Annotated in this window: 21 protein-coding genes; 8 read left to right on the top strand and 13 right to left on the bottom strand. The window is 66.5% G+C overall.

From position 1 onward, the window contains the following. Window positions 1-5 precede the first annotated feature (5 nt). The 8 genes from PWS46_RS30095 to urtA all read right to left on the bottom strand — a co-directional run bounded on the left by PWS46_RS30095 (window position 6) and on the right by urtA (window position 7,806). Window positions 6-950, bottom strand: coding sequence for a 3-hydroxyacyl-CoA dehydrogenase NAD-binding domain-containing protein (locus PWS46_RS30095; RefSeq protein ID WP_434625985.1), 945 nt, complete (start codon window positions 948-950; stop codon window positions 6-8). Between the two features lie 204 nt (window positions 951-1,154). Beyond that, entirely contained in the window at window positions 1,155-1,502 is a 348-nt protein-coding gene (locus PWS46_RS30090; RefSeq protein ID WP_434625983.1) for an FmdB family zinc ribbon protein, read from the bottom strand. 24 nt (window positions 1,503-1,526) lie between these two features. After that, window positions 1,527-2,759 carry a formamidase gene (fmdA, locus tag PWS46_RS30085; protein WP_174473207.1) on the bottom strand — a complete coding sequence of 411 codons (1,233 nt, stop codon included), beginning with the start codon at window positions 2,757-2,759 and terminating at the stop codon, window positions 1,527-1,529. Between the two features lie 54 nt (window positions 2,760-2,813). Beyond that, window positions 2,814-3,503 carry an urea ABC transporter ATP-binding subunit UrtE gene (gene urtE, locus PWS46_RS30080; RefSeq protein WP_434625981.1) on the bottom strand — a complete coding sequence of 230 codons (690 nt, stop codon included), beginning with the start codon at window positions 3,501-3,503 and terminating at the stop codon, window positions 2,814-2,816. Between the two features lie 32 nt (window positions 3,504-3,535). Next, window positions 3,536-4,282, bottom strand: a complete 747-nt coding sequence (urtD, locus tag PWS46_RS30075) for an urea ABC transporter ATP-binding protein UrtD (protein ID WP_434625979.1) — start codon at window positions 4,280-4,282, stop codon at window positions 3,536-3,538. A 14-nt stretch (window positions 4,283-4,296) separates the two neighbouring features. Next, on the bottom strand, window positions 4,297-5,415 hold the full coding sequence (gene urtC / locus PWS46_RS30070; RefSeq protein WP_434626053.1) for an urea ABC transporter permease subunit UrtC: 1,119 nt from the start codon (window positions 5,413-5,415) through the stop codon (window positions 4,297-4,299). Window positions 5,416-5,464: 49 nt separating this feature from the next. Continuing rightward, window positions 5,465-6,391 (bottom strand): urea ABC transporter permease subunit UrtB, encoded by a 927-nt coding sequence (gene urtB / locus PWS46_RS30065; RefSeq protein ID WP_434625977.1) that lies wholly within the window; start codon window positions 6,389-6,391, stop codon window positions 5,465-5,467. A gap of 140 nt (window positions 6,392-6,531) precedes the next feature. Beyond that, window positions 6,532-7,806, bottom strand: a complete 1,275-nt coding sequence (urtA, locus tag PWS46_RS30060) for an urea ABC transporter substrate-binding protein (RefSeq protein ID WP_434625975.1) — start codon at window positions 7,804-7,806, stop codon at window positions 6,532-6,534. A 419-nt stretch (window positions 7,807-8,225) separates the two neighbouring features. Between urtA and PWS46_RS30055 the strand changes: the two genes are divergently transcribed. Together PWS46_RS30055 and PWS46_RS30050 are read left to right on the top strand one after the other, a co-directional pair. Next, window positions 8,226-11,654 carry a hybrid sensor histidine kinase/response regulator gene (locus PWS46_RS30055; RefSeq protein WP_434626051.1) on the top strand — a complete coding sequence of 1,143 codons (3,429 nt, stop codon included), beginning with the start codon at window positions 8,226-8,228 and terminating at the stop codon, window positions 11,652-11,654. Further along, on the top strand, window positions 11,629-12,561 hold the full coding sequence (locus tag PWS46_RS30050) for a response regulator (protein WP_434625974.1): 933 nt from the start codon (window positions 11,629-11,631) through the stop codon (window positions 12,559-12,561). Before PWS46_RS30055 ends, PWS46_RS30050 begins: the two co-directional genes overlap by 26 nt. Window positions 12,562-12,607: 46 nt before the next feature. On the opposite strand, the gene PWS46_RS30045 is transcribed toward PWS46_RS30050, so the two are convergent. After that, entirely contained in the window at window positions 12,608-13,645 is a 1,038-nt protein-coding gene (locus PWS46_RS30045; protein WP_434625972.1) for an aliphatic amidase, read from the bottom strand. Window positions 13,646-13,944: 299 nt separating this feature from the next. Here PWS46_RS30045 and PWS46_RS30040 point away from each other — a divergent pair, with 299 nt between their 5' ends. After that, a complete protein-coding gene (locus tag PWS46_RS30040) occupies window positions 13,945-14,409 on the top strand; it encodes a DUF1348 family protein (protein ID WP_434625970.1) in 465 nt (154 codons plus the stop codon). Here the strand turns inward: PWS46_RS30040 and PWS46_RS30035 are convergent. Further along, window positions 14,390-15,826, bottom strand: a complete 1,437-nt coding sequence (locus tag PWS46_RS30035; protein ID WP_434625968.1) for an MFS transporter — start codon at window positions 15,824-15,826, stop codon at window positions 14,390-14,392. The two genes, PWS46_RS30040 and PWS46_RS30035, sit on opposite strands and share 20 nt — an antisense overlap. Window positions 15,827-15,939: 113 nt before the next feature. Here PWS46_RS30035 and PWS46_RS30030 point away from each other — a divergent pair, with 113 nt between their 5' ends. Beyond that, window positions 15,940-16,872 (top strand): LysR family transcriptional regulator, encoded by a 933-nt coding sequence (locus PWS46_RS30030; RefSeq protein WP_434625965.1) that lies wholly within the window; start codon window positions 15,940-15,942, stop codon window positions 16,870-16,872. Here the strand turns inward: PWS46_RS30030 and PWS46_RS30025 are convergent. After that, window positions 16,869-17,594, bottom strand: a complete 726-nt coding sequence (locus PWS46_RS30025; RefSeq protein WP_434625963.1) for an SDR family oxidoreductase — start codon at window positions 17,592-17,594, stop codon at window positions 16,869-16,871. The two genes, PWS46_RS30030 and PWS46_RS30025, sit on opposite strands and share 4 nt — an antisense overlap. Before the next feature lie 32 nt (window positions 17,595-17,626). Further along, window positions 17,627-18,388, bottom strand: coding sequence for an SDR family NAD(P)-dependent oxidoreductase (locus PWS46_RS30020; RefSeq protein WP_434625961.1), 762 nt, complete (start codon window positions 18,386-18,388; stop codon window positions 17,627-17,629). Between the two features lie 123 nt (window positions 18,389-18,511). Here PWS46_RS30020 and PWS46_RS30015 point away from each other — a divergent pair, with 123 nt between their 5' ends. Next, window positions 18,512-19,438, top strand: a complete 927-nt coding sequence (locus PWS46_RS30015; protein ID WP_434625959.1) for a LysR family transcriptional regulator — start codon at window positions 18,512-18,514, stop codon at window positions 19,436-19,438. On the opposite strand, the gene PWS46_RS30010 is transcribed toward PWS46_RS30015, so the two are convergent. After that, entirely contained in the window at window positions 19,423-20,316 is an 894-nt protein-coding gene (locus tag PWS46_RS30010) for a LysR family transcriptional regulator (protein ID WP_434625958.1), read from the bottom strand. The genes PWS46_RS30015 and PWS46_RS30010 overlap by 16 nt on opposite strands. A gap of 105 nt (window positions 20,317-20,421) precedes the next feature. Here PWS46_RS30010 and PWS46_RS30005 point away from each other — a divergent pair, with 105 nt between their 5' ends. From PWS46_RS30005 to PWS46_RS29995, 3 genes are all read left to right on the top strand, one after another. Further along, window positions 20,422-21,288: an SDR family oxidoreductase gene (locus PWS46_RS30005; RefSeq protein WP_434625956.1), complete on the top strand. Its 867-nt coding sequence runs from the start codon at window positions 20,422-20,424 to the stop codon at window positions 21,286-21,288. 178 nt (window positions 21,289-21,466) lie between these two features. Further along, window positions 21,467-24,913, top strand: coding sequence for an SNF2-related protein (locus PWS46_RS30000; RefSeq protein WP_434625954.1), 3,447 nt, complete (start codon window positions 21,467-21,469; stop codon window positions 24,911-24,913). Window positions 24,914-25,371: 458 nt separating this feature from the next. Continuing rightward, window positions 25,372-26,307, top strand: a complete 936-nt coding sequence (locus PWS46_RS29995) for a replication protein RepA (protein WP_434625952.1) — start codon at window positions 25,372-25,374, stop codon at window positions 26,305-26,307. The last annotated feature ends 118 nt before the right edge of the window (window positions 26,308-26,425 follow it).

Here is a 26,425-nt window from a genome sequence, read left to right as displayed (position 1 = left end):
GGTGCTTACACACTCTCTCCCTCTCCGGCCTTCCGCCGGGCGGCCAGCGCCAGCATCAGCCCGCGGTCGCGTTCCGCCTCCAACATGGCGACGGAGCGGCCGGCGGCTTCCTCTGCGATCCCGTCGACCAGCAGACGGCAGACCTCGGGCGTCAGGCTCGGGTTGCCGAGAGTCGCCCAGCGTCGTTCCTGGCTCGGCCCGAGATGGTCGAGGTAATGTGCGATGCCGCCGGGTCCGCCACCCAGATGATAGGCCATGTGGGCGCCGATCACCGACCAGCGCAGGCCGGGACCATGCACGAGCGCGGCATCGACGTCGGCCACATCGGCGATGCCCTCCGCGACGATGTTCACCGCCTCGCGCCACAGGGCGGAGGCCAGACGGTTGGCGATGTGGCCCACCGCATCCTTCTTCAACGCCACCGTCACGCGGCCGACGCCGCGATAGAAGCTCTCGGCCCGGGCCAACGTCTCCGGGTTGTCGGCGAACAGTTCGACCAGCGGCATCAGATGCGGCGGATTGAACGGATGAGCGGTGATGAAACGGTCACGCCGCCCCACGCCGGCCGCCAGATCGGTCCAGGTCAGCGAGGAGGTGCTGCTGGCAATCACCGCGTCGGGCGCGGCCGCTGCCTCCACCTCGGCATAGAGCGCATGCTTGACGGCGGTTTTCTCGGGCGCATTCTCCTGAATCCACGCGGCGCCCCGCACAGCCTCGGCGACCGATGACGCGACCGAAAGGCGGCCGGGCCGCTCGGCCCTGGTCCCAAGCGCCCGCAATTGCCCGAGCAGCGGCTCCACGCGTTCCGGCAAGGCGGCCAGAACGTCACCATCGGGATCCCAGGCGACCACGTCCAGCCCATGGGCAAGAAACAGCGCCGACCAACTCTGCCCGATCAACCCGCAGCCAAGGACCGCAACGGACGGGTTCGGCAGCGGGGATGACGGCATTGGCAACTCTCCTGCGCGGTGATTTCGGCCAAGATGCGGGACATGGAGACACAGAGCGGCCGGAACAGGCTTTCGCCTCTTCCGGCCGCACTATGATGCATCATACAGAAATCGACCGCATCCGGTGAAGGGAAGACGGCGAACGGGTTCGATCCCGCCCGCATGTCCGAGCTGCCTCCAGGAAGGACGTATGGCCCCGATGCCTCAGTGGCTGATCATCCACGGCCTTGCGGTGGGGAAGCCCTTGGCACCGTCCGCGGTTCGCAGCACCGACCGCCCCTTCTTGCCGCCACCACCACAACCGCAGCCCGGGCCGTGCTTGTGCGCCGGCCCGACTTCCGACAGCAGTTTCGGCCGGTCGGCGCTGCGTTCGTTGGTGGAATGCGCCGTCCGGGTTGCGGCCGACAGGGTGGAGAAGGCCGGCGCCATGCGGATCACCCGTGGCGCCGGCGTCTCGCACCAGGGGCAGGGCTGCGGCAGGCTGCTTTCCGCCATCGGCCGCATCTCGGTGAAGTCACCGCAGGTCGGGCATTCATAGTCGTACATCGGCATGGCGTGGCCTCCCTCCTCCGGCGGTTACACGCGATCCGGCGCGATGGGCATGTCGACGTCGCCGCTGATGAACTTCGTCGGTCCGTCGGCGTTCGGGCTGATGTCGAAATCGAAGATCTGCGTCGGCAGGAACAGGGTGGCGCAGGCGTTGGGCACGTCGACGACACCGCTGATATGGCCCTGCACCGGTGCGGTGCCGAGGATCGAATAGGCCTGGGCGCCGGAATAGCCGAACTTCTTCAGATATTCGATGGCGTTCAGGCAGGCTTGGCGATAGGCGACATGGACGTCGAGGTAATGCTGCTCGCCCGCCTCGTCGACGGAAATACCCTCGAAGATCAGATAGTCGTTGTAGGTCGGGACGATCGGGCTCGGCTTGAAGATCGGGTTCTTGATTCCGTATTTGGCCATGCCGTCCTTGATCAGGTTCACCTTCAGATGCGCCCAGCCAGCCATCTCGATGGCGCCGCAGAAGGTGATCTCGCCGTCGCCCTGGCTGAAATGCAGGTCGCCCATCGACAGGCCGGCGCCCTTCACATAGACCGGGAAATAGATGCGCGAGCCGCGCGACAGATCCTTGATGTCGCAATTGCCGCCATGCTCGCGCGGCGGCACGGTGCGGGCTCCCTCCGCCGCCGCCTTGTCGCGGGCGTCGCCCTTCAGCCGGCCCATGTGGGCGGTCGGCGCGTAGGGCGGGTTGGCGAGGCCGGGCACGCGGGTCGGGTTGGTGTCGATCAGCGCCTGCTCGCGCTTGTTCCACTTGGCAAGCAGGTCGTGCGACGGCAGGCAGCCAATCAGGCCGGGGTGGATCAGCCCGGCAAAGCGCACGCCGGGGATATGGCGCGACTTGGTGAACATGCCCTCGAAATCCCAAATGGATTTCTGGGCCAGCGGGAAATGCTCGGTCAGGAAGCCGCCGCCATTCTGCTTGGAGAAGAAGCCGTTGAACCCCCATTGCTGCTGCGGAAAGGCACCGATGTCGAGCAGGTCGACGACCAGCAGGTCGCCCGGCTCCGCCCCCTCGACCCCGACCGGGCCGGACAGGAAATGCACCTGGCTGAGGTCGACGTCGCGCACATCGGCGGCATCGTCGTCGTTTTTGATCTGGCCGCCGGTCCAGTCGTAGCATTCCAGGATGAAGTCGTCGCCCGGCTTCACCGTCACCGCCATCGGGATATCCGGGTGCCAGCGGTTGTGGATCATGTCGTTCTCGTAGGGAGACTGCGACAGGTCGGCCTTGATCAGGGTGTCAGCCATGGGTTGATCTTCCTTTTTGTGGACTGATTTCAAGGGATTGGGAGTGGCGGCGCGTCACACCGACAGCAGGCGCGCTACCTTGGCCTCGTCGATGGCGCCGCGGCTGTCCTCGTGGACGATCTCGCCGTTCTCGATCACCAGCACCCGGTCGGCGATGTCGAGCGCGAAGCTCAGCACCTGTTCCGACACGATGATGCTGAGGCCCTTCTCGTCGCGGATGCGGCGGAGCGTGCGGGCCATCTCGCGGATGATCGACGGCTGGATACCTTCGGTCGGCTCGTCCAGCAGCAGAACCTTGGGCTTGGTCGCCAGCGCGCGGGCGATGGCGAGCTGCTGCTGCTGGCCGCCCGACAGGTTGCCGCCGCGCCGGCCCTTCATCTCCAGCAACACGGGAAACAGTTCGTAGAGATCACCGGGCACGCTGCGCCCGCCATGGACGGTCAGGCCTGTCTCGATGTTCTCCTGCACCGTCATGGTCGGGAAGATCATGCGGCCCTGCGGCACATAGGCGACGCCCTTCGCCACCCGCTCATAGCTTTTCAGCCCGGTGATCTCGCTGTCGCCGATGCGGATGGCGCCGGAGCGCGCCGGCACGATCCCCATCAGCGACTTCATCAGCGTGGTCTTGCCCATGCCGTTGCGGCCCATGATGGCGACGATCTCATTGGGCGCCACCGTGAAGTCCAGCCCGTGCAGGACCTCGCTCTCGCCGTAGGACACGCGGAGTTGATTGACGGACAGCATCTGTTGATCCCCCGCTCAGTAGCCCGAATAAATCAATGGCCCAGATAGACTTCGACGACCTTGGGATCGGCTTTCACCCGGTCCATGCTGCCTTCCGACAGGATCTTGCCCTGGTGCAGAACGGTGACGCGGTGGGCGATGTCCTCGACGAACTTCATGTCGTGCTCGATCACCAGCACCGAGCGGTTCCGGATGATGCGGTTCAGCAGTTCGGCGGTCTTCTTGCGCTCGTTGACGCTCATGCCGGCCACCGGCTCGTCCAGCATCAGCAGCTCGGGGTCCTGGATCAGCAGCATGCCGATCTCCAGCCACTGCTTCTGGCCGTGGCTGAGATACTCGGCGCGCTGGTCGAGATGGTCGGCCAGGAAGATCATCTCGGCGATTTCCGCCACCCGCTCGCGCACCGCGGCGTCGCGCTTGAAGGCCAGGGCGCCGAACACGCTGCGGCCGCGGGGATAGGAGATCTCCAGATTCTCGAACACCGTCAGGTCGTCGTAGATCGACGGGTTCTGGAATTTGCGGCCGACGCCGGCCTTGACGATCTGGTGCTCCTTCATCGCCGTCAGTTCCCGGTTGCGGAACTTGATGGAGCCGCCGGACGCTCTTGTCCGCCCGCAGATGAGGTCGAGCACCGTGGTCTTGCCGGCACCGTTGGGGCCGATGATGACGTGGATCTCGTTGCTGTCGACGTAGAAGGACAGGTCGTTGACCGCCTTGAACCCATCGAAGGATACGGTCAGCCCTTCGACCGCCAGCAGGTAATCGGTGGGGTTTGCCATGGGTCGGTCCCTCCTCAGTCGGCGGCGGTGTGGGGCGGGATGATCGGCGCGCCGGCGGCGGCTCCATCCGACCGGCGGGCGGCCGGGCGACGCAGGCGCGGGGCGATGAATTGCTGGTAGAGACCGGCCAGCCCGTTGGGGAACACCATCACCACGCCGATGAACAGCGCGCCCATGGCGAACAGCCACAACTCCGGGAAGCTCTCCGACAGCAGCGTCTTGGCCCAGTTGACCAGCAGCGTGCCGTAGACCGCCCCCAGCAGCGACAGCCGGCCGCCGACCGCGCAGTAGATGACCATCTCGATCGACGGCACGATGCCGACGAAGGACGGCGACATGAAGCCGACCTGCAGCGTGAACATCGCCCCACCGACCGCCGACAGCGCCGCGGCGAAGCAGAAGACGAAGATCTTGAAGTTGGCGACGTCGTAGCCGGAGAAGCGGACCCGGTCCTCCTTGTCGCGCAGCGCCACCAGGATGCGGCCCAGCTTGGAACGGCGGACGTAGAGGCACAGCAGCAGGCAGCCGATCAGCAGCGCGGCGTTGACGAAATACAGCACCAGCTTCGCCTCGTCGGTGCGGATGTCCCAGCCCTTCAGCGTGCGCAGGTCGGTGATGCCGTTGATGCCGCCGGTGTAGCCCTGCTGGCCGACGATCAGGATGGTCAGGATGGCGGCGAAGGCCTGGGTGATGATGGCGAAATAGACGCCGCCGACCCGCCGTTTGAACATCGCCAGCCCGACGATGAAGGCCAGCAGCGCCGGGACCGCCACCACCGCGACGATGGAGAAGGAAAGGCTGTGAAACGGCTCCCAAAACCACGGCAGCGCCTTCAGCTGGTTCCAGTCCATGAAGTCGGGGATGCCGGGGGTGGACTGGATCTTGGTCGCTTCCGGGCTGGACGCCTCCAGCTTCAGGAACATCGCCATGCAATAGCCGCCGATGCCGAAGAAGATGCCCTGCCCCAGCGACAGGATGCCGGCGCTGCCCCAGCACAGCACCAGGCCGAGCGCGACGAAGGCGTAGGTCAGGTATTTGCCGACCATGTTCAGCCGGAAGATGTCGAGGCCCAGCGGCAGGACGATCACCAGCAGGGCGGCCAGCAGCAGGATCCCCGCGATGTCGCCGTCCATGCGCCCGAGAATGCGGTTTTGAGGGGTGCGCGTCATGGTGATTGCCTCCTCAGCGGCGGACTTTGAGGACGAACAGGCCCTGCGGGCGCAGCATCAGGATCACGACGACGGTCAGCAGGGTCAGGACCTTGGCGGTCGAGCCGCTGAGGAAGAACTCCATCGTCGACTGCGCCTGGCTGATGGTGAAGGCGGAGGCGATGGTGCCGATCAGGCTCTGGGCGCCGCCGAACACCACCACCAGGAAGGTGTCGACGATGTAGAGCTGGCCGGAGGTCGGGCCGGTGGAGCCCACCATGGTGAAGGCGCTGCCGGCCACCCCGGCGATGCCGCAGCCGAGCCCGAAGGTGTAGCGGTCGACCTTCTCGGTGTTGATGCCGACGGCGCCGGCCATCACCCGGTTCTGCATCACCGCGCGCACGCCCTGGCCCCAGCGCGAGCGGAACATCACGGCGTAGATCACGATGGTGATGGCCATGGTCAGCGCCATCACGAACAGACCGTTGATCGGCACCTCGATGGTGTCGGTGACGGCGACCGATCCCATCAGCCAGTCGGGCAGCACCACGCCGACCTCCCGCGCGCCGAAGACGGAGCGGAAGACCTGCTGCAGGATCAGGCTCAGTCCCCAGGTCGCCAGCAGCGTGTCGAGCGGGCGGCGGTAGAGGAAGCGGATCATCCCCCATTCCACCAGCATGCCCAGCGCCCCGCTGGCGACGAACGCCAGCGCCATGGCGATGAAGAAATAGACCGGGAAAAGCGCCGGCGCGTAACTGGAAATGAAATTCGAGCAGAGATAGGTCACATAGGCGCCGAGGATCATGAATTCCCCGTGCGCCATGTTGATGACGCCCATCTGCCCGAAGATGATGGCGAGGCCAAGCGCCATCAGCACGAAAACGGAAAACAGGATGAGTCCGGCAAATCCCTGCATCGCAAAGATCGACCCAAGCTCGGCCAGGCTGTAGCCCTCGAACATGATGGGTACTCCCGTCACACTTGCCCCCACCCCGACCCTCCCCCGCTCTCGCAGGGGAGGGGGACGGGAGCTTTGTCGGCGTTCGGCAGCCGTCCCTCCCCCGCCCAGCGGGGGAGGTTAGGTGGGGGTCTAACTCCCCCTTACTGGTAGCCCTTGGGGAAGGGGTTCGGTTCGATCAGGTCGGCGGTCTCATAGACAAGATCGAACTGCCCGTCGGTGCGGGCGCGGCCGACGCGGGTCTTGCTCCACAGATGATGGTTCTCGTGGATGCGGACATAACCTTCCGGCGCGCCGGTGAACTCGATGCCGGGGGAGGCGGCGGCGATCTTGTCGATGTCGAAGCTCTTGGCCTTCTCCGCCGTCAGCTTCCACAGCCAGGGGCCGAGATAGGCGGCCTGGGTCACGTCGCCGATGACGCTTTCCCCGCCCCACATCTTCTTGAAGGCGGCGACGAACTTCTCGTTGTTGGGGTTCTTCAGAGACTGGAAATACTTCATGCAGGCATAGGCGCCGGCGATGTTCTCGCCGCCGATGCCCAGCATCTCGTCCTCGGTGACGGAGATGGTCATCAGCGTCTGCTTGTTCAGGTCGATGCCGGCCGCCTTCAGCTGCTTGTAGAAGGCAACGTTCGACCCGCCGACGACCGAGGCGTAGATCACGTCCGGCTTGGTCAGCTTGATCTTGTTGATGACCGAGTTGAATTGAGTGTGACCGAGCGGGAAATACTCCTCGCCGACCACCTTCTGCCCGTGCATCTCGATGTGCTTGCGGGCGATCTTGTTGGAGGTGCGCGGCCAGATGTAATCGGAGCCGATCAGGAAGAAGGTCTTGGCCTTCTTCTCATTGGTCACCCAATCAAGCCCGGCCAGGATCTGCTGGGTGGCTTCCTGCCCGGTGTAGATGACGTTCTTCGACTGCTCCAGCCCTTCATAGAAGGTCGGGTAATATAGCATGCCGTTATACTGCTCGAACACCGGCAGCACCGCCTTGCGCGAGGCCGAGGTCCAGCAGCCGAACACCGCCGCCACCTTGTCCTCGACCAGCAACTTGCGCGCCTTTTCGGCGAAGGTCGGCCAGTCGCTGGCGCCGTCCTCCTGGATCACCTCGATCTTGCGGCCCAGCACGCCGCCCATCTCGTTGATCTGGGCGATGGCCAGCTTTTCGGCCTGCACCGAGCCGGTTTCGGAGATCGCCATGGTGCCGGTGGTGGAATGCAGGATGCCGACCTTCACCGTGCCGTCGGTGACCGCCAGTTTGGTGGTGTTCACGGCGTCGGTCGGCAGCGCCTGGGCCAGCGCGCCGCGGGGCAGCAGCGCTACGGCCGGCAGCGCCGCCATGCCAAGGAGGAGCTTGCGGCGGAGCGGCGACGGAACGCCACCGATGATCTTGTCCGCATCCATCTTGTCAGAGGACATGAAACCTCCTGATGTTGGCCATTGTCGCCTTGCAAAGGCCGTCCGCGATCCGGATGCGGCCTTTTTGAAAGGCGGTATTTTTTGGGGGGAGTTGGCGGAACGATCCGCGACTGGACGTGCCGATGGTTGGCCGAACTGTGCGGCGCAGCAATACGTGGATTTGCGTATAGGGGTGCCGGAGCGCAAATCGTTATAAACTTGCGGCAGTCTGAAATCGGCCTGCCACTCGCAACCACCCAAAAGCGAGTTGAACACGCGCGTTTTCTCGCAGAATACGCCGGCGCTTTGGCTTTGTTGTTCGACGGCTTTATTCCTGACAGACTGACGGAGGAACCGGCTTTACTATGGAAGCGCCACGGAAACGGAATTGCAAAACAGTTCGTAACACCAACTGATTTTCAGGAGGGCGAATGGGGCCGATGGCGGGGCGCCAGAGGGTGGTCGCGGTCCGGCGGACCTACAACAGGTGGGTCGCCAACCAGACGCTGGAGGATTACGCGTTGCGCTTCACCGCGCGCAAGGCACGGCGCTGGTCGCCGACGCGCGTTGCCAACACGGCGCTCGGTTCGATCTCCTTCCTGGCGCTGGAGGCCATCGGCGGGGCGATCACGCTGAATTACGGCTTCACCAACGCGCTGTTCGCCATCCTGGCCGGCGCCGTCCTGATCTTCGCCAGCGCGCTTCCCATCAGCTATTACGCCAGCCGCTATGGCGTCGACATGGATCTGCTGACGCGCGGCGCCGGCTTCGGCTATATCGGCTCCACCATCACGTCGCTGATCTACGCCTCCTTCACCTTCATCTTCTTCGCCATCGAGGCGGCGATCATGGCGACAGCGCTGGAGATGGTGTTCGGCCTGCCGCTGGCCGCCGGCTATGTCGTCAGTTCGCTTCTGGTGATCCCGCTGGTCGCCTACGGCTTCACCGTCATCAGCCGCATCCAACTGTGGACGCAACCCCTGTGGCTGGCCCTGCATGCCCTGCCCTTCCTGTTCATTGCCATCCAGGACAGTGATGCCTTCACCGCCTGGACCCACTTCACCGGACAGGCGCCGGAGGCGGAGGGAGGCGGCTTCGACCTGATGCTGTTCGGCGCTGCGGCATCGGTGGTGTTCTCGCTGCTGGCCCAGATCGGCGAGCAGGTCGATTTCATCCGTTTCCTGCCCTACGACCCCGACGCGAAGGGCCGCAAAAAGCTGGGCTGGTGGGCGGCGCTGGTGGCGGCCGGGCCGGGCTGGATCGTCATCGGCACGATCAAGCTGCTGCTGGGTTCCTTCCTGGTCGTGCTGGCGCTGCAGAACGCCGTTCCGCTGGAGCTGGCGGCGGAGCCGACGCGGATGTATCTGGTCGCCTTCCAGTATGTGACGCCGTCGCCGCAGCTGGCGCTGGGCCTGACCGGCCTGTTCGTCGTGCTGTCACAGTTGAAGATCAACGTCACCAACACCTATGCCGGCTCCATCGCCTGGTCGAACTTCTTCTCGCGCCTGACCCACAGCCATCCCGGCCGGGTGGTGTGGGTGGTGTTCAATGTCGTCATCGGCCTGCTGCTGATGGAACTCGGCATCTACAAGACGCTGGAGCCGGTGCTGGGCCTCTATTCCAGCATCGCCGCCTCGTGGATCGGCGCGCTGGTCGCCGATCTGGTGGTGAACAAGCCCCTTGGACTAAGCCCGCGCCATGTCGAGTTCAAGCGCGCCCACCTCTACGACATCAACCCGGTCGGCGTCGGCGCCATGCTGCTGGCGACGGCGCTGTCGATGCTGGCCTTCCTGGGGGCGCTGGGGCCGACGCTGAAGGTCTGCGCGCCCTTCCTCGCCTTCGCCACCGCCTTCGCCGCGGCGCCCGCCATCGCCTGGGCAACCCGCGGCCGCTATTACATCGCCCGCCGCCCCTTCGAAGACTGGAACGGGGAGGAGGCGATCCGCTGCCGAATCTGCCAGCATGCCTTCGAACCCGATGACATGGCCTTCTGCCCGGTCTATGCCGGGGCGATTTGCTCGCTCTGCTGTTCGCTGGACGCCCGCTGCGGCGACGGCTGCAAGCGCGACGCCCGGCTCGGCGTGCAGTTGCGCCACGCGCTCGACGCCGTGCTGCCGGCGAAGGCGGCGACGGCGCTGAAGGCGCGGTTCGGACATTATCTGGCGGTGCTGCTTATGCTGGGGCTGGCGGTCGGAGCCGTGCTGTCGCTGGTCTATGTCGAGGTCGCCTCGGTCAATGCCGAAGCGCAGGCGCTGATCCGCAGCACGCTGTGGAAGGTCTTTTTCATCCTGATGATCGTCGCGGGCGTCGCCACCTGGCTGTTCGTGCTGGCCCGCGAAAGCCGCAAGGTGGCGCAGGAGGAAACGCGCAGGCAGACCGATCTGCTGATGCAGGAGATCGAGGCGCACGAACGCACCGACGCCCAGCTTCAGAAGGCCAAGGAGGCGTCGGAGGCGGCGAACCTCGCCAAGAGCCGCTACTTGGTCGGCATCGGCCACGAGTTCCGCACGCCCTTGAGCGCCATCTTCGGCTATTCGCAGATGCTGGAGCGCGATCCCGCCATGCCGCCGCACCGCATCGACGCCGTCCGCGTCATCCGGCGCAGTGCGGAACATTTGTCCGGGCTGCTCGACGGGCTGCTCGACGTGTCGAAGATCGAAAGCGGCCGGCTGCAGCTCAACCGGGGCGAAGTGCGGTTCGGCGAACTGCTCGACCAGCTGGTCGGCATGTTCCGCCTTCAGGCGGCGGGCAAGGGCATCGCCTTCCGCTTCGAAGCGCCGGAGGATCTGCCGCCCGTCGTCTTCACCGACGAAGGCCGCATCCGCCAGATCCTGATCAATCTGCTGTCCAACGCCATCAAATTCACCGACAGCGGCACCGTCTGCCTGCGCGTGCGCCACCGCAGCCAGATCGCCGAGTTTGAGGTGGAGGACACCGGCCCCGGCATCGCCGCCGGCGATCTGGAGCGCATCTTCCAGCCCTTCGAACGCGGGTCGGCCGCCAACCCGATGGTGCCCGGCATGGGGCTCGGCTTGACCATCACCAAGCTGCTGACCGAGGTGATGGGCGGCGAGATCACCGTGACCAGCACACCCGGCAAGGGCAGCCTGTTCCGGGTGCGGCTGATGATGTCGGCGGCGATGCTGTCCACCGCCGCCGCCCAGCCCGACCATCCGATCCGCGGCTACCACGGGCCGCGCCTGACCGTGCTGGTCACCGACGACGACCTCGCCCACCGCAACCTGCTGGCCGATCTGCTGACCGAGTTGGGCTTCACCGTGTTCAAGGCGACCGACGGCCAGAGCTGCCTCGCGCTGGCGGAACTGCACCGGCCCGACATCCTGCTGCTCGACATCTCCATGCCCGGCATGAACGGGCTGGAGGTGGCGCGGCACCTGCGCGCCACCGGCCACGGCGACACCACCATCATCCTGGTGTCGGCCGACACGCGGGAGGACCGCTCGGCCCCCGCGCCCGGCCAGCCCTATGACGGCTTCGTCGCCAAGCCGGTGTCGATCCCGAAGCTGCTGGCCTGCATCGGCCGGCTGCGCGGCATCGAGTGGGAGTACGAGGCACCAGCCGGCACCGACGAATGCCCGCCGGTCTTCAGTGCGTCGGAACTGCCGCCGCAGCACCACATCGCCGAACTGATCCATCTGGGCCGCATCGGCTATGTCCGCGGCATGCAGGCCAAGCTGGCGGAGATCGCCGCCGCCCATCCGGAGCTGGATCGCTTCGTCGGCCGCATGCGCGCGCTCGTCAGCAATTACGACCTGAACCAGTATATGGCCGCGCTGGAGGCGGTTTACCGCGATGACAGCCATGATGAAGCCAGCTATGACGATGAAATCAGCAGCCCGACCGCGTGACGTCGTCCTCGTCGTCGACGATTCGCCCGAAGCTCTCAGCTTCCTGACCGACGCGCTGGAGGAGGCCGGGGTGACCGTGCTGGTGGCGCTTGACGGCCGCAAGGCACTGGCGCTGCTGGAGCAGGTCACGCCCGACGTCATCCTGATGGACGCCATCATGCCGGGGCTTGACGGCTTCGAGACCTGCCGCCAGCTGAAGCGCAACAGCCAGGTCGCCCACGTCCCGGTCATCTTCATGACCGGCCTGACCGAAACCGAGCACATCCTGAAGGGCTTCGCCGCCGGCGGGGTCGATTACGTTACCAAGCCCATCGTCGCCGAGACGCTGATCGCCCGCATGTATGCCCATCTCGCCAATGCCCGCGTCGCCCAGAGCACACGGGCGGCGCTGGACGTCACCGGCCGTACCCTGCTGGCTGCCAACCACAAGGGCGAGGTTCTGTGGTGCACGCCGCAGACCACCCGCATGCTGGAAGCGGCCTTTGGTGACGACACCGGAAGCGGCGTGTCCCTGCCGGAGGAGGCGCGGCGCTGGCTGGTGGAGCGTCAGGCCGGCGGCGCCACGCGCAAGGCCGACAGCGTGGTGCTCGCCACCTTTGCCGACGGCCGCCGCCTGCGCCTCAGCCCGGTCGGGCAGACCGGCCCCGACGAGATCCTGCTGCAGCTGGCGGAGGAGACGGATGCCGGCGAGGACAGGCAGCTGAAGGACAAGCTGTCCCTGACACCGCGGGAAGCGGAGGTGCTGATGTGGGTCGCCAACGGCAAGCCCAACCGCGACATCGCCGAAATTCTCGGCCTGAGCCCGCGCACGGTCGACAAGCATCTGGAGCAGATTTATTCGAAGCTCGGCGTCGAGAACCGGGCGGCGGCAGCCGCGATGGCGGTGCGCGCGCTGAACGGCCGGTAGAGATCCGGATGCGAGAGAGGAAAGCCCCCTCCCCCGCGCCCGGCGGTCAGTTCCGGGGAAGCTCGGTCGTCGGGATGCCGTCGATCGGACATTCCGGCGTGCCGACCGTCGGCCGGGTGATGGCCTCCACCATGGCCCGCGTCCCCTCCGGATCGTTGACCCATTTGCGATAGAAGTCGTAGGGACAGGCCGCTTCGCCCTTCACCCCGTCGAGGCTGGCGATCATGCCGGTGTAGCCGCGGTGGACGAGCTTGAAGAGGTGGTTCTCCGACTGGCCGTTCTTGCGGAAATCCCGGATCAGCGTCTTGGACAGCTGGGCGTACTGGATGCCGTATTCCTCCTCGCCGCATTCGCCCAGCGTGCGGCCGTCGAAGCCGACGATGGCGGAATGGCCGAAATAGGAATAGACGCCGTCGAACCCGGCGGCGTTCGCCACGGCGACATAGACATTATTGGCCCAGGCCATCGCCTTCGCCATCAGCACCTGCTGGTCCTTGGCCGGATACATGTAGCCCTGGCACCGCACGATCAGTTCGGCGCCCTTCATGGCGCAGTCGCGCCAGATCTCGGGATAATTGCCGTCGTCGCAGATGATCAGGCTGATCTTCAGCCCCTTCGGCCCTTCCGACACATAGGTGCAGTCGCCGGGATACCAGCCCTCGATCGGCACCCACGGCATGATCTTGCGGTATTTCTGCACGATCTCGCCCTGGTCGTTCATCAGGATCAAGGTGTTGTACGGCGCCTTGTGCGGATGCTCCTCGTGCCGTTCGCCGGTCAGCGAGAACACCCCCCAGACCTTCGCCTTGCGGCAGGCGGCGGCGAAGATTTCCGTTTCGTCGCCGGGGACGGTGGCGGCAGTCTCGTACATCTCCTTGGAATCATACATGATTCCATGAGTCGAATATTCGGGGAAGATCACGAGGTCGAGGCCGGGCAGACCCGTCTTCATGCCGATCAGCATGTCGGCGATCTTCTGCGCGTTCTCCAGCACCTCCGCTTTGGTATGCAGGCGCGGCATCTTGTAATTGACGACGGCGACGCCGACGGTGTCGTTGCTGCTGGTGATATCGCCGTGAATCATATCGGTCTCCCTGCGTGACGGGGCATGGGGCGGCGCGTGCGGGAAGCGGGAGGAACGGCCGGCTTCCGCATTGTTTTCACACGCGTCTTTGTCGTCACCGATCATCGGGGAGCGTCCGGTCCACAGGAATACGCGATTCCCCGTATGGCCGGTCGGCAGTGCGGAACATTTCATCCGACGCAATAATGAAATGCCAAGACCGATCATTCCCGGCGCACTGCGGATGCAGCAGTCTGGCGATGGGGAACGGAAGCGCCGCCTCCCCTGCCCGGTCGTCAACCACCATCAAGGACCTCGCCATGTCCCGTCCGCCGCTTCCCCCCTTTACCGAAGCTTCAGCCATCGAAAAGGTCCGGCTCGCCGAGGATGGCTGGAACAGCCGCGATCCGGCGAAAGTCGCTCTGGCCTATACCGAGGACAGCCGGTGGCGGAACCGCGCCGAGTTCGTGACCGGCCGCGCCGAAATCCAGGCCTTCCTGACCCGGAAGTGGAACAAGGAGCTTGGCTACCGACTGATCAAGGAGCTTTGGGCCTTTGCCGGGAACTGCATCGCCGTGCGCTACTCCTACGAATATCACGACGACAGCGCCCAGTGGTTCCGCGCCTATGGCAACGAGAACTGGGAATTTGCCGAGGACGGGCTGATGCGCGCCCGCCACGCCAGCATCAACGAACACCCGATCGCGGAGGCCGAGCGCAAGTTCCATTGGCCGCTCGGCCGCCGGCCCGACGACCATCCCGGTCTCAGCCATTTCGGCTTCTGACGGCACCCGCTGCCGATAGGGGGGGCCGGGCCGTTCCAATGTCCGACGGCACGCGGAGCAGGCTTACGACGCCGCCGGCCAGAGTGAGGACGGCCGCCACGGCAAGCCCGATCCGCGGCGCCTCCATCGGGCCGGAAACCAGGGAGAATAGCAGCGTCATGGTCACCGCACCGGCGGTCTGTCCGACCAGCCTTGCGGTGCCCTGCATCCCTCCGGCGGCACCGCTGCGCGCCTTCGGCACCGTGAGCAGCATGTTGCGGTTGTTGGGCGTCTGGAACAGGCCGAAGCCGAAGCCGCTGATCACCATGAAGGCCAGCAGGGGCAGCGGATCGCGCTGGAGCGGCCAGAGTGCCGACAGGGCGAGACCGGCGGCGAGCAGCGTGCCGCCGACGGCGCACAGCCAGCCGGTCGGCAGGCGATCGGAAAGCCGGCCGGCGACCGGCGCCGCAACGGCGGTCGCAAGCGGCCACGGCACCATGAACAGCCCGGCGGTGAAGGCATCTTGCCCAAGCCCGTTCTGCAGGTAGAAGGGCAACGCCACGGTGCTGGCCATCTGGCCCGTGAAGCAGAGGATAGAGGCGACCACCGACAGGCGGAAGGAACGCACCCGCAGCAGGTCGAGGGGGATCAGCGGCGCTTCCTGCCCGTGTTCCCGCCGGATCAGGCCGGCAAGGCAGAGCGCCGCGACCAGCAGCAGGGCGCCGCCTGCCCCGGCCCGGGACGCCACGGTCTCGGCTCCCATCACCAGCGCCACGAAGAAGCCGGCGTTGAGGACGACGCTGACCGGATCGATGCGGCGCTTCACCCCCTCGACCGCCGGCAACGCGCGTGCGGTCAGCAGCACGATGATGCCGATCGGGATGTTGACGGCGAACAGCACCGGCCAGGGGGCGACGGCGAGAATGGCCGCCCCGATGGTCGGCCCCGCCGCCGCCGACAGGGCGATGACCAGGGCGTTCCAGCCGATGGCGGCGCCCAGCAGCCGCGGCGGATAGACGAAACGCAAGAGGGCGACGGCGAGCGACATCACCGCGGCGCCGCCCAGGCCCTGCAGCAGCCTTGCGGCGACCAGCCAGGGAAGCGTCGGTGCCAGCGCGCAGCCGGCCGAGGCGGCGGTGAACAGAAGAACGCCGGCGGCGAACACCTTCCGGTACCCCAGACTCTCGCCGAGCGCGCCGGCCGGCAGAAGCGCGACCACGAGCGCCAGCTGATAGCCGGTGACGACCCACACGGAGTCGGCCGGCGCGACGCCCAGCGTGTCGGCGATGGTCGGTAGGGCGATGTTGACGACGGCGCCATCGAGCACGACGAGCACGATTGCCGTCAGGATGGATGCGACGGCGGCGACGCGGCGGAAGCCCGACAGCCCCTCCGATGGTGGGGAAGCGGAGGGCCGGGCGGTGGTGGATTGGGGCATCGCATGTCTCCAGAAAGTCTCGGAGACCAGTATGGCGACGCAGCGACATGGCGGTAGACGCAGCCCCTGCACAGTATTCCTGCATGGAACGCCATGTGTTAGCCTTTCCGCCCATGGCCGATCCCGATTTCAACCTCCTCGTCGCGCTCGACGCGCTGCTTGCGGAAGGCAGCGTGGTCAAAGCCGCCCGGCGGCTCGGTCTCAGCGATTCCGCCATGAGCCGCACATTGGCACGCCTGCGCGACGCCACCGGGGATCCGTTGCTCGTCCGCGCCGGACGCGGGCTGGTCCCGACGCCGCGGGCCATCCAACTGCGGGATCGGGTGCACGATCTCGCCGACGAAGTCCGCGCCGTGCTGCGTCCGGCGGCGGCGATCGACATCGCCGGGCTGGAACGCACCTTCACCCTGCGCGCCAGCGAAAGCTTCATCGAGGTCTTCGCCGCCCGGCTGGTCGGCCGGGTTACCACGGAAGCGCCGGGTGTACTCCTGCGCTTCGCGCCGAGGACGGATCGGGATGCGCAGGCGCTGCGCGATGGACGCATCGATCTGGAGATCGGCGCCCATGCGGAAACCGCGCCCGAGCTGAAGGTGCAGAAATTGCTCGGCGACCGGCTGGTCGGCGCCGTGCGGGACGGCCATCCGCTGCTGCTGCGGGAGGCGGTGACGGCCGACCGGTATGCCGCCTGCGGCCATGTGGTCACCTCGCGCAGCGGCCGGCCGAGGGATCAGGTGGATGATGCCCTTGCCGCCCTCGGTCTCTCCCGCAAGGTGGTCGCTGTGGTGCCGAGCTTCCCGGCCGCCCTGGCGATCGTCCGCGCGTCGGACCTCGTCGCCCTGGTGTCGGAGCGGCAGGTCGCCTCCGGCATTGCGGGGATTCGCACCTTCCCGCTGCCGGTGCCGATGACGGACGTGACGGTGACCCAGATGTGGCACCCGCGCCAGGATGCCGACCCGGCCCACCGCTGGCTGCGCGGTCAGGTGCTGGCAGCCTGCCGGGGGACGGACGACGGAGCCGCATCGCCGACCGCCCCGCCCTGCCCCTAGCGCCGGGCGACGGGACGGACGGTGATCTCGTTGACCCCGACGTCCCGCGGCTGTTCGATGGCGAAAAGGACGGCCCGTCCGATCGCTTCCGGTTCGATCGCGTTGCGGCGGTACTCCACCATCGCCCGGGCGGCCGTTTCGTCGGTGATGGTGTCGGCGAGTTCGGAGCGGGTCACACCGGGGTAGATGCAGGTCGTGCGGATCGTTTCGCTTTCCTGCCGCAAGCCGTCGGTGATCGCCCGCACCGCGAATTTGGTCGCGCTGTAGACGGCGGAGGTCGGCACCACCTCGAAACTGCCGACCGAGCCGATGTTGATGACGTGCCCGCTCCCCTGCGCCTCCATGACCGGAAGGACGGCCGCGATGCCATGGAGGACGCCACGGATGTTGACGTCGATCATGCGGTCCCATTCCTCGACCTTCAGCGAGGCGAGCGGGGACAGCGGCATCACGCCGGCATTGTTGACAAGGACGTCGATCCGGCCGAAGCGTTCGCGCGCCTCGGCGACGAAGCCGTCCATGCTTGCGCGGTCGGTGACGTCGAGGGCGCGGGCGGCGGCCCTGCCGCCCTTCGCGGTGATGTCGCGGACAAGCGCGTCGAGCCGGTCGGTCCGCCGCGCCCCCAGCATCAGGGTGGCGCCGGCCTCGGCAAGGACGCGCGCCGTGGCTTCGCCGATGCCGCTGGATGCGCCGGTGATGAGAACGACTTGGTCGATGGTCATGGCTTTCTCCTGTGGTTCGTTGATTGCGGCACTCACTGCGCCGTGTAGCCGCCGTCGACGAAGAGCTGTGCGCCGGTGATGAAGCTGGAGGCCGGCGAGGCCAGGAAGGCGATGGCCTCGGCCACCTCCTCCGGACGGCCGATGCGTCCGACCGGGTGGGCGTCGCCGAAGCTCCGCAGCATCTCCCGGCCGTTCTCGACCACGCCCTCCATGATGTCGGTGTCGATGACGCCGGGCAGGACCACGTTGCAGCGGATGCCGCGGCGGCCATATTCGACGGCGACGATGCGGGCGAGCTGCGCCGATGCCGCCTTGGACGAGGCGTAGGCGGCCTGCGTCGGGAAGGCCGTCGTCGCCGACAGCGAGGAGTTGATGACGACGGCACCCCCGCCGCCCTCCTCCATCAGCGGCACAGCGGCGCGGATGGTGACGAAGGCGCCGCGGGCGTTGATCTGGAAGATGCGGTCGTATTCCTCGACCGAGGTCTCGCTCAGCGGCTTGTTCAGGGTCCGTCCGGCATTGCAGACGACGATGTCGAGCCGGCCGAAGCGATCACGGGCGAGTTCGACCGAGCGCCGGGCAAGTTCCTCGTCCGACACGTCGCCGACCAGCGTGGCGACGTCGGCGGAGCCGAGCGACCGGACCTCGTCGGACAGGTCGGTGGCGACGACCCGCGCACCACGCGCCCGCAGCAGGTCGAGCACGGCGCGCCCGATGCCGCGGCGGGCGCCGGTCACCAGCGCCACCTTGCCGGTCAGATCATAAGCGCTTGCGGCGTTTGGCAGGTTGGTCATTGCAGTCTCCTTGAATCCGGCGGAGCGGAATGTGCGCCCGCCGTCGATGCCCGGAAGGTGGCACTGGACCGCTGTCGAGATAACTTGCTATGAATTGGACGTTGTGGTTAGAGCAGCTAACCAATGCAGATCGACCTGAACCTGTTGACCCTGTTCACCGCGGTGGCGGAGACCGGCAATTTCCGTGCGGCGGCTGACCGCCTTGGCGTGACGCGATCGGCGGTCAGCCAGGGCGTACAGCGGCTGGAGGCCGCTCTCGGACAGGCGCTTTTCCTGCGCACCACCCGCAGCGTGCGGCTGACCGAAGCCGGCGAGCGGTTCCTGGCACGGGTCTCCGGCCCCCTGGCCGAGATCGTGGGCGCCATCGACGCGGCGTCCGGTTCGGCGGAGGAGCCCCGCGGCCTGCTGCGGATCGCCGTCACCTCGATCGCCGAGCGGTTCCTGTCCGGGCCGCTGATCGCCTCCTTCAGCGAAGCCCATCCCGGCGTCACGCTCGACGTGACGGTGACGGATCTGGAGTTCGACATCGTCGCCGCCGGTTTCGACGCCGGTGTGCGCCTGGGCGAGGTCATCGAGCGCGACATGATCGCGGTGCCGCTGACCGGCGACCAGCGCCAGATCGCGGTGGCGACTCCCCACTATCTCGCCCGCCACGGCACGCCGGAGCACCCACGCGATCTCGTGCGCCACCGCTGCATCGGCTGGCGTCCGCAGCCGGACACCGCCCCATACCGCTGGGAGTTCGAGAAGGACGGACATGCTTTCGACGTCTCGGTCGAGCCGCAGATCACCACAAACGACATGCTGTTGATGCTCCGCACGGCGCTGGCCGGCGCCGGCATCACGTTCGGCATGGAAGAAACGTTCCAGCCCTATCTCGAGCGCGGGGAACTCGTTTCGATCCTCGACGACTGGCTGCCGCCCTTCGCCGGCTTCTTCCTGTATTTCCCGAGCCGGCGCACGGTGACGCCCAAGCTCCGTGCCCTGATCGACCATGTCCGGCGCCACCGCGACGGGACGATGCCGGGACAGCGTCACCCCTCGACATAGGCCGCGAGTTCGTCGGCGGTCCCTTGCGGGAAGGCCACTTTCAAATAATCGAGAAAGGCGGAAACACGGGCATTGAGCAGCCGCCGCGTCGGGTAGAGCACCCACAGCGCCGTCTCAAACCCGATCACATCGCCCCAACTGACCAGCCTGCCGGCGGCCAGGTCGGGGCCGGCGAGCGACAGCGGCAGGCGGGCGGCCCCCACGCCCATGCGGACCGCATCGCGGATCATCACGAACGAAGAGAGGCTGAGGACGGGTTCGACCGCGATGCGCGACGGTCCCGACGGCGTCGCGACCTCCCATATCTCCGGCTGGCCAAGCGATCCGCGGGTGACGGCCGGAACGGCATCAGGGCCGGCGGGGGGCGGCAGGTCCGGGCTTGCCGCCACGATCAACCGGTCGCGAAGGAAGACGCGGCCGACAAGGCCGGCATCGGGGTTGGGATTGACGCGGATGACCAGATCATAGGCTTCTTCGACCATGTCGACGGCCCGGTCTTCCGTGGTGACCTCAAGCCGGACCTCCGGGTATTTGCGCATGAATCCGGCCGCCAGCTTCCCCATGGCGGTCTGGGAGAACAGCAGCGGCGCGCTGATCCGCAACCGGCCGCGGGGACTCCTGCCGCCGGACGCAATCGCCTTCGCCGTCTCGTCAAGCTCGGTCAGCAATACGCCCGTCCGCTCGAACAGGGCCCGTCCCTCCGCCGTGAGTTTCAGTGAACGGCTGCCCCGCTCGAACAGACGCAGGTCGAGGCTCGCCTCCAACTCCGCCACGCGCCGCGACAGGGTCGCCTTCGGACGCCCGGCCGCACGCGCGGCCTTGCCGAACCCGCCATGGCGGGCGACCAGATTGAAATCGGCCAGGGCAAGCAGGTCCATCCGTTCCACCAGTGAGACAGTCCGTCCAAATCCGGCGTCTATCGGGCCTGCCGTGGATCGCTATTGTCAAGGACATCTTCTGACACCGAAACCGGAGTGATCCCCATGACCATCCTCGTTACCGGAGCCACCGGCCGCGTCGGCCGCCATGTCGTCGACCAGTTGGCGACGCGCGGCGCCGATGTGCGCGTGCTGACCCGCGACCCGTCGAAAGCCGCCTTCCCCGCCGGGGTGGAGGTCGCCCAGGGCGACATGCTGGACATCGATGCGCTGCGTGCCGCCTTCCGCGGTGTCCGTACCCTGTTCCTGCTGAACGCCGTCACCGGCGATGAATTCACCCAGGCGATCATCACCCTGAACATCGCCCGCGAGGCCGGCCTCGAGCGTGTCGTCTATCTGTCGGTGTTCGAGGCCGACCGCGCGGTGAACGTACCGCATTTCGCGGTGAAGTTCGGCGCCGAACGCATGCTCGACCGGATGGGCTTCAGCGCCACCATCCTGCGCCCGACCTACTTCATCGACAACGAGGTGATGATCAAGGACGTCGTCCTCGATCAAGGCGTCTACCCGATGCCGATCGGCAGCAAGGGCGTCGCCATGGTCGATGCGCGGGACATCGCGGAAGTCGCGGCCATCGAGCTGATCCGCCGCGACCGGGCGCCGGGCAAACTGCCGGTCGAGACCATCAATCTGGTCGGTCCCGACACGCTGACCGGTCCGCAGGTGGCCGCGATCTGGTCCGATCTGCTGGGCCGCACCGTCATCTATGGCGGCGACGATCCCAGCGGGTTCGAGCAGACCATGGCGTCCTTCATGCCGAAATGGACCGCCTATGAGATGCGCCTGATGGCCGAACGCTATGTCAGCGACGGCATGATCCCTGAAGCCGGCGACGTCGAACGCCTGACTGGGCTGCTGGGCCGCCCGCTGCACAGCTATCGCAGCTTCGCCGCTGCGGCTTGCGACCGGTGAGCCTGCTGCGGATAATGCGCCACATTCGGACTCCCAACAGGAGACATGCCGCGTGTTCGCCCTGTCCGACCTACGCCGCTTCGTCGATTCAGGCTCTCTCGAACGAGGACGCAAATATTGGCGGGACGGCCGCGTCCGAACCGTTGAGGCCCAGCAGCGGCAGGGGGATGAGTGGAGCGTGACGTCGACAGTCCGGGGCTCGGGCCGCGCGCTCTATGGTCAGGATATCATCGTCCAAATCGCCGATGGCGTGCTGAAACTGGTGGATGGCGAATGCGACTGTCCGGTGGGCTACAATTGCAAGCATGTCGCCGCGGCCTTGCTGGCCTGGGCCGAACGCACCGCAACCGCCGGCCGGCCGCCTGAGCGGCCAACCTCTCCCCGGCTCGGCGCCACATTGCCGCCACCCGCCGCTGCCGCCGCTCAGGATCAGCCCGCGCCGGCGGAACATGGCCTCTCGGCACCGGTGAAGGAGTTGCTGTCGCGGTTGAGCGCGGCGGCACAGCGCGAAACCGCAAACCGGTATGCCGAATCCGTTCGCAAGCGCCTGCTCTATGTTTTGCGGCTTGACGACACGCCGTCCGGGGAACGGAGGCTGCTGCTCCGCATCCTTTCGGTCACCCTGCGCAAGGATGGGCAGTTCGCGAACGACGACAGGGCCTATGATGCCTATCAGTTCCGCACCCTGAGTTCGGCGAAGTTCGTCACCCCGGCCGATCACGCGCTGCTGAATGCCGTGTCGCGCAATGCACATAGCAGCTCAAACGGGTTCCTGTTGCCGGCCGAAATCGCCCCGTGGCTGATCGAAAGCATGCTGCGCACGGAACGGCTTTATTGGCAGGACTTCCGCAGCGGCACACCGCTGCATGCGGGCCCCGCCCTGCCGGGAACGCCACGCTGGGAGACGGATGGCGCGGGACGCCAGCGCTTCACCATCTTAGTCGGGCCAAACACCGTCGAGAAGCCGCCGGCCATCGTGTTGCCGACAGCGCCGCTGCTCTATGTCGACCCGGCAAATGCCACCTGCGGCCCGGTCGACGGGCCAGCGGTGTCGCCGCACATCGCGGTTGCGCTGCTGACGGCCCCGCCGCTGCCGCCGGGAGAAGTGGCCGCCTTTCGCGCCGAGGCGGCACGTCTTGGCGACCGGTTGCCCGTACTGCCGGAGCCCCCGGCGCGGGCGGAACGGCGCCGTGTACGGCCGCGGCCGGTGCTGCGGCTGGGTGTGGCCCGGCTGGCAGGGCTGCCCTTCCTGCACCAGCCTGTCTACGGGATGACGGGCATGATGGAACTCCCGGTCGCCGACCTGTACTTCGACTATTCAGGCATCCGCCTGCATTGGAAGGACGGAGGGCCGCCGCTGCAGTGGATGGAGAACGGCGTTCTCATCACCGCCGAGCCTCAGCCGGAGGTGGAAAAGAAGGCGGTCAAACAGCTGGAGGATGCCGGCTTCGCCACCAGGGCGCTGCCGATCAGCATCGATGGCGCCTCCGCTTCCCGCCACGAACTGTTCGCCGTCCCCGGCGACGGATTCGATGAGCAGTCGGTGTGGTTGAACTTCTGCCATTCGGTGCTTCCCGACCTGCGGGCCGCCGGCTGGACCATCGAGATCGCTCCCGGTTTCCCGTTCGAGGTTCTGGAGGCGCCGAAGGATTGGGCGTTCGAGGTCGAGGACCGCTCCGGGATCGATTGGTTCGGCCTGTCGCTCGGCGTCGACATCGGTGGCGAGCGCATCGACCTGCTGCCGGTGCTGCGCGAGGTGATCGACGCGCTGGCGCGGATCGATCCGGCCCTGCTCGACGACGGCGCGTTCGACGATGACGTCTACGATGACGTCGTCGATGAGAAGGATGGTGCCGACGGGACCGATGGCCGTGCACCGGGGCAGCCGCCGGGACTGGAGGCGGTTCTGGAGCAGCTGGCGCCATCCGGAACGATGTTCGTGCGGATCGGGGACACCCGCTATCTGCCGCTGGCGGTGGAGCGGGTGGCGCCAATGATCGGCGTGCTGATGGAGTTGTTCGGCCTGCAGCCCGGCGGCGGGGATCTGCGCATCGGCAGGTCCCATCTGGGCGACCTGTCGGCGCTGGAGGACGCCGCGTCGGCCGCCGGCATTCCACTGCTCGGCGCCGACGCCGTGCGCGGCATGGCCAAGGCCCTGCGCGAGGCAGGCGGCGTGCCGGCGGTGGCCCCGCCGCAACAACTGCACGCCACCTTGCGCCCCTATCAGCAGGCCGGGCTCGACTGGCTGCAGTTCCTCGCCGCTCACGGCTTCGGCGGCATCCTCGCTGACGACATGGGCCTGGGCAAGACGCTGCAGGCGCTGGCCCATCTGCTGGTGGAAAAGGAGGCCGGCCGGCTCGACCGCCCCAGCCTGCTGGTGGCACCGACCAGCGTGCTCGGAAACTGGCGGGCGGAAGTGCAGCGCTTCGCGCCGACCTTGCGCACGCTGGTCCTGCAAGGTCCGCAGCGCAAGGCGGCTCATAGGTCGTTGGCCGACTATGATCTGGTGGTGACCTCCTACGCCCTGCTGCCGCGCGACCGCGCGGTGCTGACGGCACAGCCCTGGCATCTGGCGATCTTCGACGAAGCGCAATATCTCAAGAACCCCAACGGCCAGGCGAGCAAGGCGGCGCAGGCGCTGCAGGCCCGACAGCGCCTGTGCCTGACCGGCACCCCGGTCGAGAACACCCTGGACGAGCTGTGGGCGCTGTTCGCGGTCAGCGTGCCTTCACTGTTCGGCGACCGCACCGGCTATCGAAGGACGTTTCGCACGCCCATCGAGAAGCATGGCGATGCAGACCGCCAGCGCGTGCTCGCCCGCCGCGTCCGCCCCTTCCTGCTGCGCCGGACCAAGGAGGAGGTGGCGGCGGAGTTGCCGCCCAAGACCGAAATCCTGGAGACGGTGGAGCCCGGAGGCGGCCAGCGCGATCTCTACGAGACCATCCGCCTGACCATGGACCAGCGCGTGCGCGACGAGGTGGCGCGCAAGGGACTGGCGCGCAGCCGCATCACGATTCTCGATGCACTGCTGAAGCTGCGGCAGGTCTGCTGCGATCCGCGGCTGGTCAAGCTGGAAAGCGCCCGCAAGCGGGTGGCGAAGGGGGCGGAGTCGGCGAAACTGAACCGGCTTCTGGACATGCTGCCGGAGCTGCTGGCCGACGGCCGGCGCATTCTGCTGTTCTCCCAGTTCACCTCGATGCTCGACCTGATCAAGCCGGAGCTCGACCGGCTATTCATTCCATTCGTCGAGCTGACCGGCGAAACCAGGGACCGCGAGACGCCGGTCGGGAGCTTCCAGGCGGGCAAGGTACCGCTGTTCCTCATCAGCCTGAAGGCCGGCGGCACCGGACTGAATCTGACCGCCGCCGACACGGTGATCCACTATGATCCGTGGTGGAATCCGGCGGTGGAGGATCAGGCGACCGATCGCGCCCACCGCATCGGCCAGGACAAGCCGGTCTTCGTCTACAAGCTGGTCACCACCGGCACGGTGGAGGAACGCATGGTGCAGCTTCAGGAGCGCAAGCGCCGCCTTGGCGAAGCGGTTTACGACCAGGGCCAGACCGCCGAGGACCTGCTGACCGCCGACGACCTCGTTTTCCTGCTGGCTCCGATCGACGCGTGACGCCGGCCGATTACAGCGTCATGCGTTTAATAAAAAACGCACGACGCTGCAGCTTTATGTTTGGCGATCGGATTCACGCTTCAAATCGATCCCGATTTTACGCGATCCGATCTACTGTCGCCACAAGACCCCGCGCCATGGTCCCGCGTACTCTTGCGATGAACCCGCCTGCCGGCGGTCATGGAATTACCGATTCGCAGGCCGGTTGCGTACTCTTGCGATGAAGAGCCGGCCAGCCACGCGCCGACGCCAGCTTGTCCCGCGTATTGTTGCGATGCCGTTGCGCACTCTTGCGATCGGCGACTCGGGCCGACTCGGCTTTTCCCCCGTACTCTTGCGATGAATCAACTAATAGAGTCTCAAATAGGATTTCTACTAGCTATGCTCTCAAGAGTACGCGTTGCAGTTCATGGCCCGACCGTTCACACTCCTGACGGCTCTGGCAGGAGGGATGATCCGTGGGTACGCTTCACGAACTGATCAGGACGCATGGCGCCGTTGATGCCCGCCGTCTCGTCCCGGAACAGGAGCGCCCCTTCGTCGATCTGGCGGCGGAAGCACTGGCAACCGAAAGCAAGGCTCTCGGCATCACCTATGCCGGATTCTGCCTGACCAGTCTGCCACACAAGGCCTTGCCGGACGAGCAGCATTGGGAACGCCCCGGACACAAGGTCAAACTGATCATCGAGCCGGGCCGCCTGCCCGACAATGACGGCACGACACGGCTGTTCGGTGTCCCCTACGGCTCCAGAGCCCGTCTCATCCTGCTTTACCTGCAGACCCGCGCCATCCAGACCGGCAGCCCGGAGGTCGAGTTGGGGGCTTCCATGCGTGACTGGATGAGCCGGATGAACGTTTCGACCGGCGGCAAATCGTACCGTGACGTCAAGGAACAGGCCAATAGAATCAGCGCCTGCAATCTGACCTTCATCTGGGAACGCCAAGGCAAGAAGGCCGAGTTCGCCAAGGATACAATCGTCAAGGGCGGCATCCAGCTCTACGACACCGACGACGATCAGCAACTGCGCCTGTGGGTAGACACGGTACGCCTTTCCGACAGCTTCTTCAAAGCCTTGCGCGAACATCCGGTTCCGGTTTGGGAGCCGGCGATCAAGCTGATCTCCAACAAATCGATGGCAATCGACATCTATATCTGGCTCGCCTACCGCCTGCATGTCCTGGGGTCCGCCACGCCGGTGACCTGGACCGCCCTGCATGGCCAGTTCGGCGCCGGCTACAAGAATGTTTTCCAGTTCAAGCCGCGATTCCAAGACGCCCTGAAAGCCGCCCTGGCGGTCTACCCCGATGCGAAGGTCAGCATCGACGAGGCCGGCCTCGTCCTCCACCCCTCGCGTCCGCCGGTGCCGGAACGGCAGTTCGCACTCTTGCGATGACCAGCCTCCTGCGTACTCTTGCGAGGCTTCATCGCAAGAGTACGCGATAAGGGTTCCTTGGGCGCAGCGCAGTCGGGCATGGCATGTGCTACACAGCAAGATGCACATCGGTTGACAG

This window comes from Azospirillum sp. B2RO_4 (assembly GCF_051124815.1).
GTDB lineage: Bacteria > Pseudomonadota > Alphaproteobacteria > Azospirillales > Azospirillaceae > Azospirillum.
The sequence above is the reverse complement of the archived record's forward strand: the minus strand, read 5'-3'. Positions and strand labels throughout refer to the sequence as shown.